The organism is Mycolicibacterium arseniciresistens, assembly GCF_030519285.1.
GTDB classification, from domain to species: Bacteria; Actinomycetota; Actinomycetes; order Mycobacteriales; family Mycobacteriaceae; genus Mycobacterium; species Mycobacterium arseniciresistens.
Map to the genome: position 1 here is coordinate 1 of NZ_JAUMSQ010000012.1, position 14047 is coordinate 14047.

The window sequence follows — 14047 nt, forward strand, 5'->3', positions numbered from 1 at the left end:
AACCACTGCCGTACGTCCAGCCCAGCGGGCGCCATGCGATGGCGCCGTACTCCGCCGAGCCGGCCGAGATCGACGTCGACCCCATCGCCGAGGACCGGGTCCGGGCCGCGGGCCGGCGCGGCACCCAGGACCTCGGCCTGCTCGTGCTCCGGGTGGCGGTCGGCGCGCTGCTGATCTCGCACGGCCTGCAGAAGGCGTTCGGGTGGTGGGGCGGTCCCGGCCTCGGCGGGTTCGAGACGACGCTGACCGAACTGGGCTTCCAGCACGCCGGCGTGCTGACCTATGTGGCCACCATCGGCCAGATCGCCGCCGGGGTGCTGCTGGTGCTCGGCCTGTTCACCCCGGTGGCCGCCGCGGGCGCGCTGGCGTATCTGATCAACGGGGTGCTCGCCGAGGCGGTCGTCGCCCACGAGGAAGCCAGGTTGTCCGCGTTCCTCACCGACGGCCACGAGTACCGGGTGTTCGTGCTCGCCGCGGTCGTCGCGGTCATCCTGGCCGGTCCGGGGCGGTACGGGTTCGACGCCGGTCGCGCCTGGGCACGCAGGCCGTTCGTCGGCTCGTTCGTCGCGCTGCTGCTGGGCGCCGGGGCGGGTATCGGCCTGTGGGTGCTGCTCAACGGCGCCAACCCGCTGGCCTGACGGCTACGCGTACGGGTTGGGCACCCGGCCCGCGCTGATCTCCGTCAGCTGGGGCAGTGTCGCGAATGTGACGGCCGGCAGCCGCAATTCGGAACCGTCGGTCAGGCGCGCCGACGCCCAGGCGCCCTTGCCGAACTGCAGGCCCTCGATGTCCGACCAGGCGACGGTGGTGCTGCCGAATGCCCGGCGCGCGGTGACGCTGTCCTGGTCGGCGACGGTGCGGTAGCGAATGATCAACGCCGACAGTGCGATCGGGAGTACGAACAGAACGGCCGACACCGGCGGGGTGCTCATCACGATCGCGAGCAGTGCGAACGCGAAGAATCCGACCGCAAGGTGCGCCATCGGCGAGATCCGGATGACGACCGGAGCCGGCGGCGTGGATGCGGAGGGCGTGGTCACGTTCCCATTCTGGCACTGCGCCGAAGGGGCCGCGGCGGGCCGGACCGGGGGCGCCGGAATTTGACCTGTGACCTGTGCGGAGGCTACCGTCATGTGTTATGCGAAAGGGCTTGCTCGTAGTAATTGGTTGGCGCGTTGATGCCGCGCTGGCCCTCACTTGGGCATAGCCACCAGCATCGACGCGCCAACCCTCGTACAGCAGCCCTGCTGACGGGGGTTTTTTGTTGCTTCAAGGGCGCCGAAGTGAAACCGACAACAACGAGATTCAAGAGGACGAAGTGAGCGCACCGACCACGCGACCACCGGAACGGGCCGCCACCGCGCCGCCCAGCGGCGATGCCGTGTCCGCTGTCAAGTCCACCAGCCCGAAGACCGTGCAGCCCAAGCGAATTGCGCCGCACGAAGTCACCGGTGCCCAGGCGGTGATCCGGTCGCTCGAGGAACTCGACGTCGACACGATCTTCGGCATCCCGGGCGGGGCGGTGCTGCCCGTCTACGACCCGCTGTTCGACTCGCAGAAGCTTCGCCATGTGCTGGTGCGCCACGAGCAGGGCGCAGGCCACGCCGCCAGCGGCTACGCCCACGCCACCGGACGGGTCGGCGTGTGCATGGCCACGTCGGGCCCCGGAGCCACCAACCTGGTGACGCCGCTGGCCGACGCGCAGATGGACTCCATCCCGGTGGTGGCGATCACCGGTCAGGTCGGCCGTGCGCTGATCGGCACCGACGCCTTCCAGGAGGCCGACATCTCCGGCATCACGATGCCGATCACCAAGCACAACTTCCTGGTCCGCAACGGTGACGACATCCCGCGGGTGATCGCCGAGGCGTTCCACATCGCGTCGTCCGGACGGCCGGGCGCCGTGCTGGTCGACATCCCCAAGGACATCCTGCAGGGCAAGTGCACCTTCTCCTGGCCGCCGCAGATGGACCTGCCCGGCTACAAGCCGAACACCAAACCGCACAGCCGCCAGGTGCGGGAGGCGGCGAAGCTGATCGCGGCCGCCCGCAAGCCGGTGCTGTACGTCGGCGGCGGCGTGATCCGCGGCAACGCCAGCCAGGAACTGCTGGACCTGGCCGAGCTGACCGGCATCCCGGTGGTGACCACGCTGATGGCCCGTGGCGCGTTCCCCGACAGCCACCCGCAGAACCTCGGCATGCCGGGCATGCACGGCACCGTCTCCGCGGTGGCCGCGCTGCAGCGCAGCGACCTGCTGATCGCGCTGGGCACCCGCTTCGACGACCGGGTGACCGGGCAGCTGGACTCCTTCGCGCCCGAGGCGAAGGTCATCCACGCCGACATCGATCCGGCGGAGATCGGCAAGAACCGGCACGCCGACGTCCCGATCGTGGGTGACGTCAAGGCCGTGATCGCCGACCTGCTGGAGGTGCTGCGAAGGGACACCGGCGGGCAGGAACAGCAGATCGACACCTGGTGGGAGTACCTGCGCGGCGTCCAGTCGACGTATCCGCTGAGCTACGGCCCGCAGAGCGACGGCAGCCTGTCGCCGGAGTACGTGATCGAGTCGCTGGGCAAGCTGGCCGGCCCCGATGCGATCTATGTGGCGGGCGTCGGGCAGCACCAGATGTGGGCCGCGCAGTTCATCTCCTACGAGAACCCGCGGACGTGGCTCAACTCGGGCGGCCTGGGCACCATGGGCTTCGCCGTCCCGGCGGCGATGGGCGCCAAGATGGGCCGGCCGGAGGCGGAGGTGTGGGCCATCGACGGTGACGGCTGCTTCCAGATGACCAACCAGGAGCTGGCGACCTGTGCGGTCGAGGGCATCCCGATCAAGGTCGCGGTGATCAACAACGGCAACCTCGGCATGGTGCGCCAGTGGCAGACGCTGTTCTACGAGGAGCGGTACAGCCAGACGGATCTGGGCACCCACTCGCGCCGGATCCCGGACTTCGTGAAGCTGGCCGACGCGCTCGGCTGTGTCGGGTTGCGGTGCGAGCGTGCCGAAGACGTCGAGGACGTCATCAACCAGGCCCGCGCGATCAACGACCGGCCGGTGGTCATCGACTTCACCGTCGGCGCCGACGCGCAGGTGTGGCCGATGGTGGCCGCCGGCACCAGCAATGACCAGATCATGGCCGCCCACAACATCCGTCCGCTGTTCGACGACAACGAAGAGGGGCACGCCTGATGACCACCACGCACACGCTGTCGGTGCTCGTCGAGGACAAGCCCGGTGTGCTCGCCCGTGTCGCGGCGCTGTTCTCGCGGCGCGGCTACAACATCGAGTCCCTGGCCGTCGGCGCGACGGAGCAGAAGGACATGTCCCGGATGACGATCGTGGTCAGCGTCGAGGAGCTGCTCCCGCTCGAGCAGATCACCAAACAGCTCAACAAGCTGATCAACGTGATCAAGATCGTCGAGCAGGACGCCGACAATTCGGTCTCGCGGGAACTGGCGCTGATCAAGGTGCGCGCCGACGCCACCACCCGCGGTCAGGTCATCGAGGCGGTGAACCTGTTCCGCGCCAAGGTCGTCGACGTCTCCAACGAGTCGCTGACCGTCGAGGCCACCGGCACGCCGGGAAAGCTCGAGGCGCTGCTGCGGGTGCTCGAGCCGTACGGTATCCGCGAGATCGTCCAGTCCGGTGTGGTGTCGTTGTCCCGCGGTCCCCGCGGCATCGGCACCGCCAAGTAACCCCTGAAACAAGCGAAAACGCTCGGAAGACAAGGAAATATCACCAGTGGCAGTTGAGATGTTCTACGACGGCGATGCGGATCTGTCCGTCATCCAGGGACGCAAGGTCGGCGTCATCGGCTACGGCAGCCAGGGCCATGCCCACTCGCTGAGCCTCCGCGACTCCGGCGTGCAGGTGAAGGTCGGTCTCAAGGAGGGCTCGAAGTCCCGCGACAAGGTGACCGAGCAGGGGCTCGAGGTCGACACCCCCGCCGAGGTCGCCAAGTGGGCTGACGTGATCATGCTGCTGGCTCCCGACACCGCGCAGGCCGACATCTTCACCAACGACATCGAGCCGAACCTCGAGGACGGCAATGCGCTGTTCTTCGGACACGGCCTGAACATCCACTTCGACCTGATCAAGCCGCCCGCCAACGTGACCATCGGCATGGTGGCGCCCAAGGGGCCCGGCCACCTGGTGCGCCGTCAGTTCGTCGACGGCAAGGGCGTTCCGTGCCTGGTCGCCGTGGAGCAGGATCCCAAGGGCGAGGGCGAGGCGCTCGTGCTGTCCTACGCCAAGGGCATCGGCGGCACCCGGGCCGGCGTCATCAAGACGACGTTCAAGGACGAGACCGAGACCGACCTGTTCGGTGAGCAGGCCGTGCTGTGCGGCGGCACCGAGGAACTCATCAAGACCGGCTTCGAGGTGATGGTCGAGGCGGGGTACGCGCCGGAACTGGCCTACTTCGAGGTGCTGCACGAGCTGAAGCTGATCGTCGACCTGATCTACGAGGGCGGCATCGCGCGGATGAACTACTCGGTGTCCGACACCGCCGAGTTCGGCGGCTACCTGTCCGGACCGCGGGTCATCGACGCCGACACCAAGAAGCGGATGGAGCAGATCCTCTCGGAGATCCAGGACGGCACCTTCGTCAAGAAGCTCGTCGCCAACGTCGAGGGCGGCAACAAGGAGCTCGAGGGCCTGCGCAAGCAGAACGCCGAGCACCCGATCGAGGTCACCGGCAAGAAGCTGCGTGACCTGATGAGCTGGGTCGACCGCCCGATCACCGAAACCGCCTGACGAACCACGCTTTCGGCGCGTCCACCTCACCCGAGGTGGGCGCGCCGAAGTCGTCTCAGCGCACGGCGTTTCCGAGCAGCGCGCGACCCTAGGGCCGGTCGTGACCGCCCGATGTCACCAAGCCCTCGGGGGCGAGGCTCGGCATCTCGCGGATGCCGAACTCGCGGCGCAGCACGGAGCGTGCCGCGTAGTACCCCGCCATCCCGTGAACGCCTGCGCCCGGCGGCGTGGCCGACGAGCACAGGTAGACCTTGTCGATGGGTGTCGCCCACGGATCGAGCCTCGGTGTCGGCCCCAGCACCGCCTTGAACACGTCGGCGCCACCGACGGTGATGTCGCCGCCCACGTAATTCGCGTTGTGACGCGGCATCTCGGCGGCGGGGACGCTGCGCGCGGCGACGACGATGTCCCGGAAGCCGGGCGCGAACCGTTCGATCGAGGCGGTGACGGCCTCGGTCTGGTCCACCGTCGACCCGGCGGGAACGTGTGCGTAGGTCCACATGGGGCGCCACCCGGCGTCGTCCATGCGGGCGGGGTCGACGAGGTGGGGGAGCGCGGCGAGGATCATCGGTCGCGCGGCGTGCCGCCCCTCGGCGGCCTCGATCTCGGCCCGGGCCATCTCGCCGCGGCTGCCGCCCAGGTGCAGCGTCGGCGCATCGGCCAGACGCTCGTCGGACCACGGCACGTCACCGGACAGGACGAAGTCCACTTTCGCCGCGCCGGGCCCGAAGCGGTAGCGCATGAGCTGCCTGGCGTATCGGGACGGAACGCGTTCCCGGTAGATCGGCATCAGGGCGGTCGGGGCGGTGTCGTACAGCACGACTCCCGACGGCGGAGTGGTCACCGCACTGTCGGAGTGGATCTCGCCGCCGTGGGCGCGCAGGTCGGCGATCAGGGCGTCGGTGATCGCCTGCGTTCCGCCGATCGGGATGGGCCAGCCCTCGGTGTGGGCCAGCATGCTGAGCATCATCCCGGCACCGGACGACGCCAGCGAGGGTGGTCGCGAGATGGCATGCGCGGCAACGCCCGTCAGCAACGCCTGAGCATCGTCGCCGTGCAGCAGCAGGTTCCACGCCCGCGTGCCCTGCTCGAGGATCCGCAGGCCGAGCCTCGTCACGTTGAGGAGGTCCCGGGGCAGGGAGCGCTTGTCGCCCAACATGAACCCCAGCACCGTGTCCTCGTGCTCCACCAGCGGACCGAGCAACCGCCGCCACGACGCACCGTCGGACAACTCGTCGCACGTGCGGTCGAGATCGCGGTAGGCGATCGCCGCGGGCCGCCCCGCCAACGGGTTGGCGTAGGAGATCTCGGGCACGCCGAACCGGACGCCGCGCGCCCGCAGGTCGAACTCGGCGAAGAACGGCGATCCGAGCGCCAGCGGGTGCACCGCCGAGCACACGTCGTGCAGGATGCCGTCGAACTCGGGGTCGGCGGCGCTGCGCGCCCCGCCGCCGAAGGTCGGCTGCGCCTCCAGTACCTGCACGGACAGTCCCGCGCGGGCGCAGACCACGGCCGCGGCGAGCCCGTTGGGTCCGCTGCCGACCACCGTGATGTTCATTGGCCCATTACAGCCCACTACGCTGTCCGCGTGAGCCTGCCCGTTGTATTGATCGCCGACAAACTCGCCGAGTCGACCGTCGCCGCCCTCGGTGACCAGGTGGAAGTCCGCTGGGTGGACGGCCCGGACCGCCCGAAACTGCTGGCCGCGGTGCCGGACGCCGACGCGCTGCTGGTGCGTTCGGCGACGACCGTCGACGCCGAGGTGCTGGCCGCCGCGCCCAAGCTCAAGATCGTCGCCCGGGCCGGTGTCGGCCTGGACAACGTCGACGTCGACGCCGCCACCGCGCGCGGTGTGCTCGTGGTCAACGCGCCGACGTCCAACATCCACAGCGCCGCAGAACACGCACTTGCGCTGCTGCTCGCCACGGCTCGGCAGATCCCCGCCGCCGACGCCACGCTGCGCCAGCACACGTGGAAGCGCTCGTCGTTCTCGGGCACCGAGATCTTCGGCAAGACCGTCGGTGTCGTCGGACTCGGCCGCATCGGGCAGCTGGTGGCCCAGCGGCTCGCGGCGTTCGGTGCGCACATCACCGCCTATGACCCCTACGTGTCGTCCGCGCGGGCTGCGCAGCTGGGCATCGAACTGCTCTCCCTCGACGAACTGCTCGGCCGGGCCGACTTCATCTCGGTGCACCTGCCGAAGACGAAGGAGACCGCGGGCCTGTTCGGCAAGGACGCACTGGCCAAGATCAAGCCGGGCGCCATCATCGTCAACGCCGCGCGCGGCGGGCTGATCGACGAGCAGGCGCTCGCCGACGCAATCACCAGCGGACACATCCGCGGTGCGGGTCTGGACGTCTTCGCGACCGAACCGTGCACCGACAGCCCGCTGTTCGAGCTGCCGCAGGTCGTCGTCACACCGCACCTCGGCGCATCGACCGCAGAGGCACAGGACCGGGCAGGCACCGACGTCGCGGCCAGTGTGCGGCTCGCGCTGGCCGGCGAGTTCGTGCCGGACGCCGTGAACGTCGGGGGCGGCACCGTCGGCGAGGAGGTGGCGCCGTGGCTGGACCTGGTCCGCAAGCTGGGCGTGCTGGTCGGGGCGCTGTCCGCGGAACTGCCGACCAACCTGTGCGTCCAGGTGCGCGGTGAGCTGGCATCCGAGGACGTCGGGGTGCTGCGGCTGTCCGCGCTGCGCGGCCTGTTCTCCGCGGTGATCGAGGATCAGGTGACGTTCGTCAACGCCCCCGCCCTGGCCGCCGAGCGTGGCGTCGAGGCGAGCATCGACACCGAGAGCGAGAGCCCCAATCACCGCAGCGTCGTCGACGTGCGCGCCGTGGCCGCCGACGGCTCGACCGTCAACGTCTCGGGCACGCTGTCCGGGCCGCAGCTGGTCGAAAAGATCGTGCAGGTCAACGGTCGCAACCTGGATCTGCGCGCCGAGGGCGTGAACCTGATCATCAACTACGACGACCAGCCGGGCGCACTGGGCAAGATCGGCACCCTGCTCGGCGGCGCCGCGGTGAACATCCTGGCCGCGCAGCTCTCCCAGGACGCCGACGGCGACGGCGCGACCATCATGTTGCGGCTCGACCGGCAGGTTCCCGACGACGTGCTGGCCGGCATCGGCCGCGACGTGAACGCATCGACGCTGGAACTGGTCGACCTGTCGTGAAGCTCGCCGTGATCGCCGGCGACGGCATCGGACCCGAGGTCATCGCCGAGGCACTCAAGGTGCTCGACGTCGTGCTGCCGGGCGTCGAGCGCACCGAGTACGACCTCGGCGCGCGGCGCTATCACGCCACGGGGGAGACGCTGCCCGACGGTGTGGTCGACGAGTTGCGCGGCCACGATGCGATCCTGCTCGGTGCGATCGGTGATCCGTCGGTGCCCAGCGGCGTGCTGGAACGCGGGCTACTGCTGACACTGCGCTTTCAGCTCGACCACCACGTCAACCTGCGGCCGTCCCGGCTGTTGCCCGGCGTCACCAGCCCGCTGGCCGGCGACCCGGCGATCGACTTCGTGGTGGTGCGCGAAGGAACCGAGGGGCCGTACACCGGCACCGGCGGCGCGATCCGCGTCGGGACCCCGCACGAGGTCGCCACCGAGGTCAGCCTGAACACCGCGTTCGGTGTCGAACGGGTGGTGCGCGACGCGTTCGCGCGAGCGGCCAAGCGGCGCAAGCACCTGACGCTGGTGCACAAGACGAACGTCCTGACGTATGCGGGCACGCTGTGGGCGCGCACGGTCGCCGAGGTCGGTCGCGAGTTCCCCGAAGTCGAGACCGCCTATCAGCACATCGACGCCGCCACCATCCACATGGTGACCGATCCGGGCCGGTTCGACGTGATCGTCACCGACAACCTGTTCGGCGACATCATCACCGACCTCGCGGCCGCCGTCTCCGGTGGGATCGGCCTGGCGGCCAGCGGCAACATCGACGCCACGCGCACCAATCCGTCGATGTTCGAACCGGTGCACGGCAGCGCGCCGGACATCGCGGGGCAGGGCATCGCCGACCCGACGGCGGCCGTCATGTCGGTGGCGCTGCTGCTGTCCCACATCGGCGAGGACGCCGCGGCGGCGCGCGTCGACCGTGCGGTGGAGCAGCACCTCGCCACCCGTGGTGACGAGAAGTTGTCCACCACCCAGATCGGCGACCGGATCGCGGCGAACCTCTAGCGCTGCTGTCGCGCCCGGCGCGAGATCTCCTTCACCGCGGCCCAGTCGACGGCCGGGCGGCTCAGGCCGCGCCGGGCGAGATACCGCCGTGCCGAGGCGTTCGCGTTCCTGATCATGGCGATCGGGGCCAGCCGCGAGGGCGCGGTGAACGCGGTGCTGACGAAGTCCCATGCGTCGCCGCGGTGCTCGAGCCGGCCGCGGACGTGGACCGATCGGATGTTCCACATCTTCTCGTCGTGGAAGTGGCACAGCAGGTTCGCCGGGCCGGCGACCGGCGCCACGGCGGCGGGCAGCTCCGCGCTGAGCAGCCCGGTGGTCGCGTCGTAGTCGGCGGTGCGGACGCGGATGCTGAACGGATAGCCCTGCGCGTCGATCGCGGTGAGGACGGCTTCCTCGTACCGGCTCAGCGCCTTAGCCGCCTCAGTCCACACGGCGCACCTCGGCGAGATCGAGTTCGTTTGGCGCGGAGGTGAAGTCGCGGTCCGGCCAGTACAGTGCCCGTCGCGGCGTGACATGCATCAGGATGCGCATGTAGTACGACCAGAACACCCGCCTGCCCACCTGCGAGTGCCAGATCGCCCCGGCGGGTTGGCGTGCGGCGACCGTCCGCATCAGGGCGGCGAAATCGGGATCGGTGAACGAGGTGACGACGGCGTCGTCGGCGACGGCGTCGCCCTGGATCAGCACGGCGCCCGGTGTGGCGACCCCGCTGCCGGCCGGCTCGGAGAACAGCATGCTGACCCGCGGGTCGCGGCGGATGTTGAACGCCTTCTGCGGCAACCCGATGCTCGTGGCGACCAGGAAGCGGCCGTCGGTGAGCAGACGCGGCGACACCGGCCAGGTCTGGGGCGCGCCGCCGCGACCGAGCGTGGTGAACTCGCAGGTGAAGTACCTGTCGATGATGTCGAGTGCGGCGGTGGGCACGGGCCGACTGTAACTCCGCGCCGGGCCGGCGAATGCGTTTCCGCCGGAAACATTCACGACGTCAAGGTGGGAGTTGCGGCGTAACGGGTCGACGCCGGTGTCGTCGCTCAGGTGTCCGACGGGGTCTCGATGTCGACCGGGACCAGGGGCAGGGCGATGAGCGGCAGCACGGCGCACACCGCGAATGCCGCCGGATAGCCGGCGATCCCGATCAGCCCGCCGAACAACGGCGCAGCGGCCGCGGACGCCAGGTGCTGGCTGGTGTTCTGCGCGCCGAGGGCACGCCCGCTCCAGAAGGGCCCGGCGATCTCGGCGATCGCGGTGAAGGCCAGCCCGTTGTCGGAGACGGTGATCACCGACGCCGCCACCATCAGCGCGACGCTGACCGGTGAGCCGAGCGCATCGGTCAGCGCGAGCAGCGCCATCGTGGCGGCGGCGGCCAGTGCGATCGACCGGATCGGCCGGAGCCGGTGACGCACCCTGTCGGACCAGTAGCCGGCGGCGACACGTCCACCCGCACCCAGGAGTTGGGCGACGGTCACCAGTGTCCCGGCCGACACCGCCGACCATCCGCGATCGGTCATCAGCCACACCAGGGTGAACGTCGACACCACCGCCTGCGGCACCACCAGCAGCACCGAGACGGCGTGGATCCGCCACAGCACGGCCGCGCCCCGGTACGGGTTGGCCAGATCCGCGGCCGGCGCCTCCGCACGCGGCGGCCGCGGCGGATCCAGCACGCCCGCCACGCAGATCAACGCCGCGACCGCACACACCACCGCGGGGAACAACAGCGCGGTCCCCACACCGTACGACTCGGCCAGCCGTGGGATGACCAGCGCGCCGAGCCCGACGCCCAGTGGCGTGGCGGTCTGCCGGATGCCCATCACCATCCCGCGCTGCTGTGGGGGGAACCAGCCCACCACCAGCCGGCCGCTGGCCGAATTGCTGCTCGCAGCGGCCATGCCGCCGAGGAACAGCAATGCGCCCACCAGGATCAGGGAGTCGGCGGCTGCCGCGGCGAAGGCGGCGGCCGCGGTCAGCGCCGAACCGACGGTGAGCACGAACCGCTCGCCGACCCGGTCGACCACGTAGCCCCAGGCGATCAGCGTGACCACCATCCCGAAGCTCGGCATGGACGACAGCAGGCCGGCCACCGCCAGGTCGAGTCCGCGGTCGGAGTGCAGGGTGGGGATGAGGAACGCCGCCCCGTTGATGAACACGTTGGCGCACAACGTGGCGGTGAGCGCGATGGCCAGCATCGACCAGCGTCGCAGGGTGCCGATCGCCGCCGTGGCCATGCGGACATCGTGGCACACGTGTCTCACGCTGCAGAACTTCTGTCTCAGAGTATGGGACGCCGTCGGCGGGGAGTCCGCCGTCGGTCGCCGCCCGGCGGCCACTAGGCTGTGCTGATGCGCCTCGGTCGAATCGCCAGCCCAGACGGTGTCGCCTTCGTCAGTGTCGAAGGCCCTCCCGACGATCCGACGGCCGTCGCCAAGGAGATCGCCGAACATCCGTTCGGCACTCCGACGTTCACCGGGCGGTCCTGGCCACTGGCCGACGTCCGCCTGCTGGCGCCGATCCTGGCCAGCAAGGTGGTGTGCATGGGCAAGAACTACGCCGCCCACATCGAGGAGATGGGCGGCGGCGACTTCCCGGATCCGATCATCTTCCTCAAGCCGAACACGTCGATCATCGGTCCGCGCGTCCCGATCCAGCTGCCGGCCGGCGCCAATCCGGTACACCACGAAGGGGAACTGGCGGTGGTGATCGGCCGGCCGTGCAAGGACGTCCCCGCCGCCCGCGCCGCCGAGAACATCCTCGGCTACACGATCGCCAACGACGTGTCAGCCCGGGATCAGCAGAAGCAGGACGGTCAGTGGACGCGCGCCAAGGGCCATGACACCTTCTGCCCGCTCGGGCCGTGGATCGTCACCGACCTCGACCCCACCGACCTGGATCTGCGCACCGAGGTCAACGGGCAGTTGCGCCAGCACAGCCGGACGTCGCTGATGATCCACGACATCGGGGCCATCATCGAGTGGGTGTCGGCGGTGATGACCCTGCTGCCGGGTGACGTCATCCTCACCGGCACGCCGGAGGGGGTCGGCCCGCTGGAGGACGGCGATACCGTCAGCATCACGGTGGAGGGCATCGGCACGCTCACCAATCCCGTTGTGCGGAAGGGCAAGTGATGACGGTCCGAGTCCGGTTCTGCCCCTCGCCGACGGGAACGCCGCACGTCGGCCTCATCCGCACCGCCCTGTTCAACTGGGCCTACGCCCGCCACACCGGGGGCGCATTCGTCTTCCGTCTCGAGGACACCGACGCCGAACGCGACAGCGAGGAGAGCTATCTGGCCCTGCTGGACGCGCTGTCCTGGCTGGGGCTCGACTACGACGAGGGTCCCGACATCGGCGGGCCGTACGCGCCCTACCGGCAGTCGCAGCGCCGCGACATCCACCGCGACGTGGTGGACCGTCTGCTCGCGGCCGGCGAGGCCTACGAGGCGTTCTCGACTCCCGAGGAGGTCGAGGCCCGGCACGTGGCTGCCGGGCGCAATCCGAAGCTGGGCTACGACAACTTCGATCGCGACCTGACCGACGAGCAGCGGGCGGCCTACCTCGCCGACGGGCGCAGGCCGGTGATCCGGCTCAAGATGCCCGACCACGACCTCACGTGGCGCGATCTCGTGCGCGGCGAGACGACCTTCCCTGCGGGCTCCGTTCCGGATTTCGCGCTCACCCGCGCCAGCGGCGATCCGTTGTACACCTTGGTCAATCCGGTCGACGACGCGTTGATGAAGATCACCCATGTGCTGCGCGGCGAGGACATCATGTCCTCGACGCCGCGCCAGATCGCCTTGTACGAGGCGCTGATCCGGATCGGCGTGGCCGAGCGGGTGCCCGAATTCGGGCATCTGCCGAGCGTTCTCGGTGACGGCAACAAGAAGCTGTCCAAGCGGGATCCGCAGTCGAACCTGTTCCTGCACCGGGAGCGGGGCTTCATCCCGGAGGGCCTGCTCAACTACCTGGCGCTCCTGGGGTGGGGGATCGCCGACGACCACGACGTGTTCAGCCTCGACGAGATGGTGGCCGCGTTCGACGTCGCCGACGTCAACTCCAATCCGGCACGCTTCGACCAGAAGAAGGCCGACGCCCTCAACGCCGAGCACCTCCGGTTGCTCAGCGAGGATGAGTTCACCGTCCGGCTGCGCGACTTCTTCTCCACCCACGGTCACGACACCGGCCTCGACGAGCGGCAGTTCGCCGAGGCCGCCCGGCTGGTGCAGACGCGCATCGTCGTGCTCGGCGACGCATGGGAGCTGTTGAAGTTCCTCGACGACTCCGCGTTCGCGCTCGACGAGAAGTCCGCGGCCAAGGAACTGCGCTCGGAAGCGGTGGCCGTGCTCGACGCCGCGGCGACCGCCCTGGAGGGTGTCGAGGAGTGGACGACTACGGCGATCGAGGAGGCGCTGAAGGCGGCACTGATCGACGGCCTCGAGCTCAAGCCGCGTAAGGCGTTCGGCCCGATCCGGGTGGCGATCACCGGTGCGACCATCAGCCCCCCGCTGTTCGAGTCGCTGGAACTGCTCGGCCGTGACCGCAGCCTGCGGCGGTTGCGCGCCGGTCGGCAGCGCGCGGCGGCCGAGACACCCCAGGCGTGAAAAGTCGTCGTGAAATCTTTGGTAGTCTGCCTGTCGGCCCACAAACACGGGCGGCGGCGACGAGCCGCTGCCGGTAGGGCCGAAAGCGCTCGTGACCTGCGGTGACGAGTAGCCCATGGGGTATGGTGTAATTGGCAACACAGCGGTTTCTGGTACCGCCATTCTAGGTTCGAGTCCTGGTACCCCAGCTGCACCCGGAGATTAGGTCAGGCATGTCGCCTGAGCTATGCTGGCTCTCCGGAATTTGTTCTAGCCCCCGTCGTCTAGCGGCCTAGGACGCCGCCCTCTCACGGCGGTAGCGTGGGTTCGAATCCCATCGGGGGTACCAGAAATCGATCGCCCGCCTCGCTCGAGGCGGGCGTTTCTCGTTCTCCCGGGCGCGACTGCGACCCTCGTCACAGCCGGCGGGTGAGGGCCTCCGCCGCCGCCACCAGATCGGCGGCCCAGCGTGCACCGGGGCGGCGGCCCATCCGGTCGATGGGTCCCGACACCGACACCGCGGCCACCACCGCGCC

Annotated in this window: 13 protein-coding genes, 2 tRNA genes and 1 pseudogene; 10 read left to right on the forward strand and 6 right to left on the reverse strand. The window is 69.6% G+C overall.

All coding sequences use genetic code 11. The features are described 5' to 3' along the window. Positions 1-638, forward strand: a 638-nt coding sequence (locus tag Q2100_RS03280) for a DoxX family protein (RefSeq protein ID WP_302912852.1), incomplete at its 5' end; no start/stop codon positions are given. 3 nt (positions 639-641) lie between these two features. Here the strand turns inward: Q2100_RS03280 and Q2100_RS03285 are convergent. After that, complete coding sequence (locus Q2100_RS03285) at positions 642-983, reverse strand: PH domain-containing protein (RefSeq protein WP_264012248.1); 342 nt, start codon at positions 981-983, stop codon at positions 642-644. Between the two features lie 335 nt (positions 984-1318). On the opposite strand from Q2100_RS03285, the gene Q2100_RS03290 reads away from it, so the two are divergent. Genes Q2100_RS03290 through ilvC form a run of 3 tightly spaced genes read left to right on the forward strand, consistent with a single transcriptional unit; the run spans position 1319 to position 4756 of the window. Continuing rightward, entirely contained in the window at positions 1319-3190 is a 1872-nt protein-coding gene (locus tag Q2100_RS03290) for an acetolactate synthase large subunit (protein WP_302912853.1), read from the forward strand. After that, complete coding sequence (gene ilvN, locus Q2100_RS03295; protein ID WP_302471747.1) at positions 3190-3696, forward strand: acetolactate synthase small subunit; 507 nt, start codon at positions 3190-3192, stop codon at positions 3694-3696. Before Q2100_RS03290 ends, ilvN begins: the two co-directional genes overlap by 1 nt. Before the next feature lie 58 nt (positions 3697-3754). After that, the gene (gene ilvC, locus Q2100_RS03300; RefSeq protein ID WP_264012246.1) at positions 3755-4756 is read left to right on the forward strand and encodes a ketol-acid reductoisomerase; all 1002 of its coding nucleotides are present in this window, start codon (positions 3755-3757) and stop codon (positions 4754-4756) included. Between the two features lie 88 nt (positions 4757-4844). Here the strand turns inward: ilvC and Q2100_RS03305 are convergent, their stop codons facing one another. Further along, positions 4845-6314, reverse strand: a complete 1470-nt coding sequence (locus tag Q2100_RS03305) for a phytoene desaturase family protein (protein ID WP_302912854.1) — start codon at positions 6312-6314, stop codon at positions 4845-4847. Between the two features lie 30 nt (positions 6315-6344). On the opposite strand from Q2100_RS03305, the gene serA reads away from it, so the two are divergent. Both serA and Q2100_RS03315 read left to right on the forward strand, forming a co-directional pair. Then, a complete protein-coding gene (serA, locus tag Q2100_RS03310; RefSeq protein WP_302912855.1) occupies positions 6345-7931 on the forward strand; it encodes a phosphoglycerate dehydrogenase in 1587 nt (528 codons plus the stop codon). Beyond that, the gene (locus Q2100_RS03315) at positions 7928-8938 is read left to right on the forward strand and encodes a 3-isopropylmalate dehydrogenase (RefSeq protein ID WP_302912856.1); all 1011 of its coding nucleotides are present in this window, start codon (positions 7928-7930) and stop codon (positions 8936-8938) included. Before serA ends, Q2100_RS03315 begins: the two co-directional genes overlap by 4 nt. On the opposite strand, the gene Q2100_RS03320 is transcribed toward Q2100_RS03315, so the two are convergent. The 3 genes from Q2100_RS03320 to Q2100_RS03330 all read right to left on the reverse strand — a co-directional run bounded on the left by Q2100_RS03320 (position 8935) and on the right by Q2100_RS03330 (position 11379). Next, positions 8935-9369 carry a hypothetical protein gene (locus Q2100_RS03320; RefSeq protein WP_302912857.1) on the reverse strand — a complete coding sequence of 145 codons (435 nt, stop codon included), beginning with the start codon at positions 9367-9369 and terminating at the stop codon, positions 8935-8937. The two genes, Q2100_RS03315 and Q2100_RS03320, sit on opposite strands and share 4 nt — an antisense overlap. Continuing rightward, positions 9359-9862, reverse strand: coding sequence for a pyridoxamine 5'-phosphate oxidase family protein (locus tag Q2100_RS03325; RefSeq protein WP_302912858.1), 504 nt, complete (start codon positions 9860-9862; stop codon positions 9359-9361). Before Q2100_RS03325 ends, Q2100_RS03320 begins: the two co-directional genes overlap by 11 nt. Positions 9863-9969: 107 nt before the next feature. After that, positions 9970-11379: an MFS transporter gene (locus tag Q2100_RS03330; RefSeq protein ID WP_328518104.1), complete on the reverse strand. Its 1410-nt coding sequence runs from the start codon at positions 11377-11379 to the stop codon at positions 9970-9972. On the opposite strand from Q2100_RS03330, the gene Q2100_RS03335 reads away from it, so the two are divergent. From Q2100_RS03335 to Q2100_RS03350, 4 genes are all read left to right on the forward strand, one after another. After that, complete coding sequence (locus Q2100_RS03335) at positions 11278-12060, forward strand: fumarylacetoacetate hydrolase family protein (RefSeq protein WP_264011940.1); 783 nt, start codon at positions 11278-11280, stop codon at positions 12058-12060. The two genes, Q2100_RS03330 and Q2100_RS03335, sit on opposite strands and share 102 nt — an antisense overlap. Next, entirely contained in the window at positions 12060-13532 is a 1473-nt protein-coding gene (gltX, locus tag Q2100_RS03340; RefSeq protein WP_302912860.1) for a glutamate--tRNA ligase, read from the forward strand. Before Q2100_RS03335 ends, gltX begins: the two co-directional genes overlap by 1 nt. A gap of 116 nt (positions 13533-13648) precedes the next feature. After that, a tRNA-Gln gene (locus tag Q2100_RS03345) sits at positions 13649-13720 on the forward strand. Positions 13721-13784: 64 nt separating this feature from the next. Next, positions 13785-13860 (forward strand) — tRNA-Glu (locus Q2100_RS03350). 67 nt (positions 13861-13927) lie between these two features. Here Q2100_RS03350 and Q2100_RS03355 read toward each other — a convergent pair. Next, positions 13928-14047 (reverse strand): annotated as a pseudogene (locus Q2100_RS03355) (IclR family transcriptional regulator); the annotation flags it as partial.

Bases quoted from the DNA above. Each gene is read 5' to 3' on its own strand.
- Q2100_RS03285 (WP_264012248.1), bottom strand. From the start codon at position 983: ATGGCGCACCTTGCGGTCGGATTCTTCGCGTTCGCACTGCTCGCGATC.
- ilvN (WP_302471747.1), top strand. From the start codon at position 3,190: ATGACCACCACGCACACGCTGTCGGTGCTCGTCGAGGACAAGCCCGGT.
- ilvC (WP_264012246.1), top strand. From the start codon at position 3,755: ATGTTCTACGACGGCGATGCGGATCTGTCCGTCATCCAGGGACGCAAG.
- Q2100_RS03305 (WP_302912854.1), bottom strand. From the start codon at position 6,314: ATGAACATCACGGTGGTCGGCAGCGGACCCAACGGGCTCGCCGCGGCC.
- Q2100_RS03335 (WP_264011940.1), top strand. From the start codon at position 11,278: ATGCGCCTCGGTCGAATCGCCAGCCCAGACGGTGTCGCCTTCGTCAGT.
- Q2100_RS03330 (WP_328518104.1), bottom strand. From the start codon at position 11,379: ATGTTCGGCGATCTCCTTGGCGACGGCCGTCGGATCGTCGGGAGGGCC.
- gltX (WP_302912860.1), top strand. From the start codon at position 12,060: ATGACGGTCCGAGTCCGGTTCTGCCCCTCGCCGACGGGAACGCCGCAC.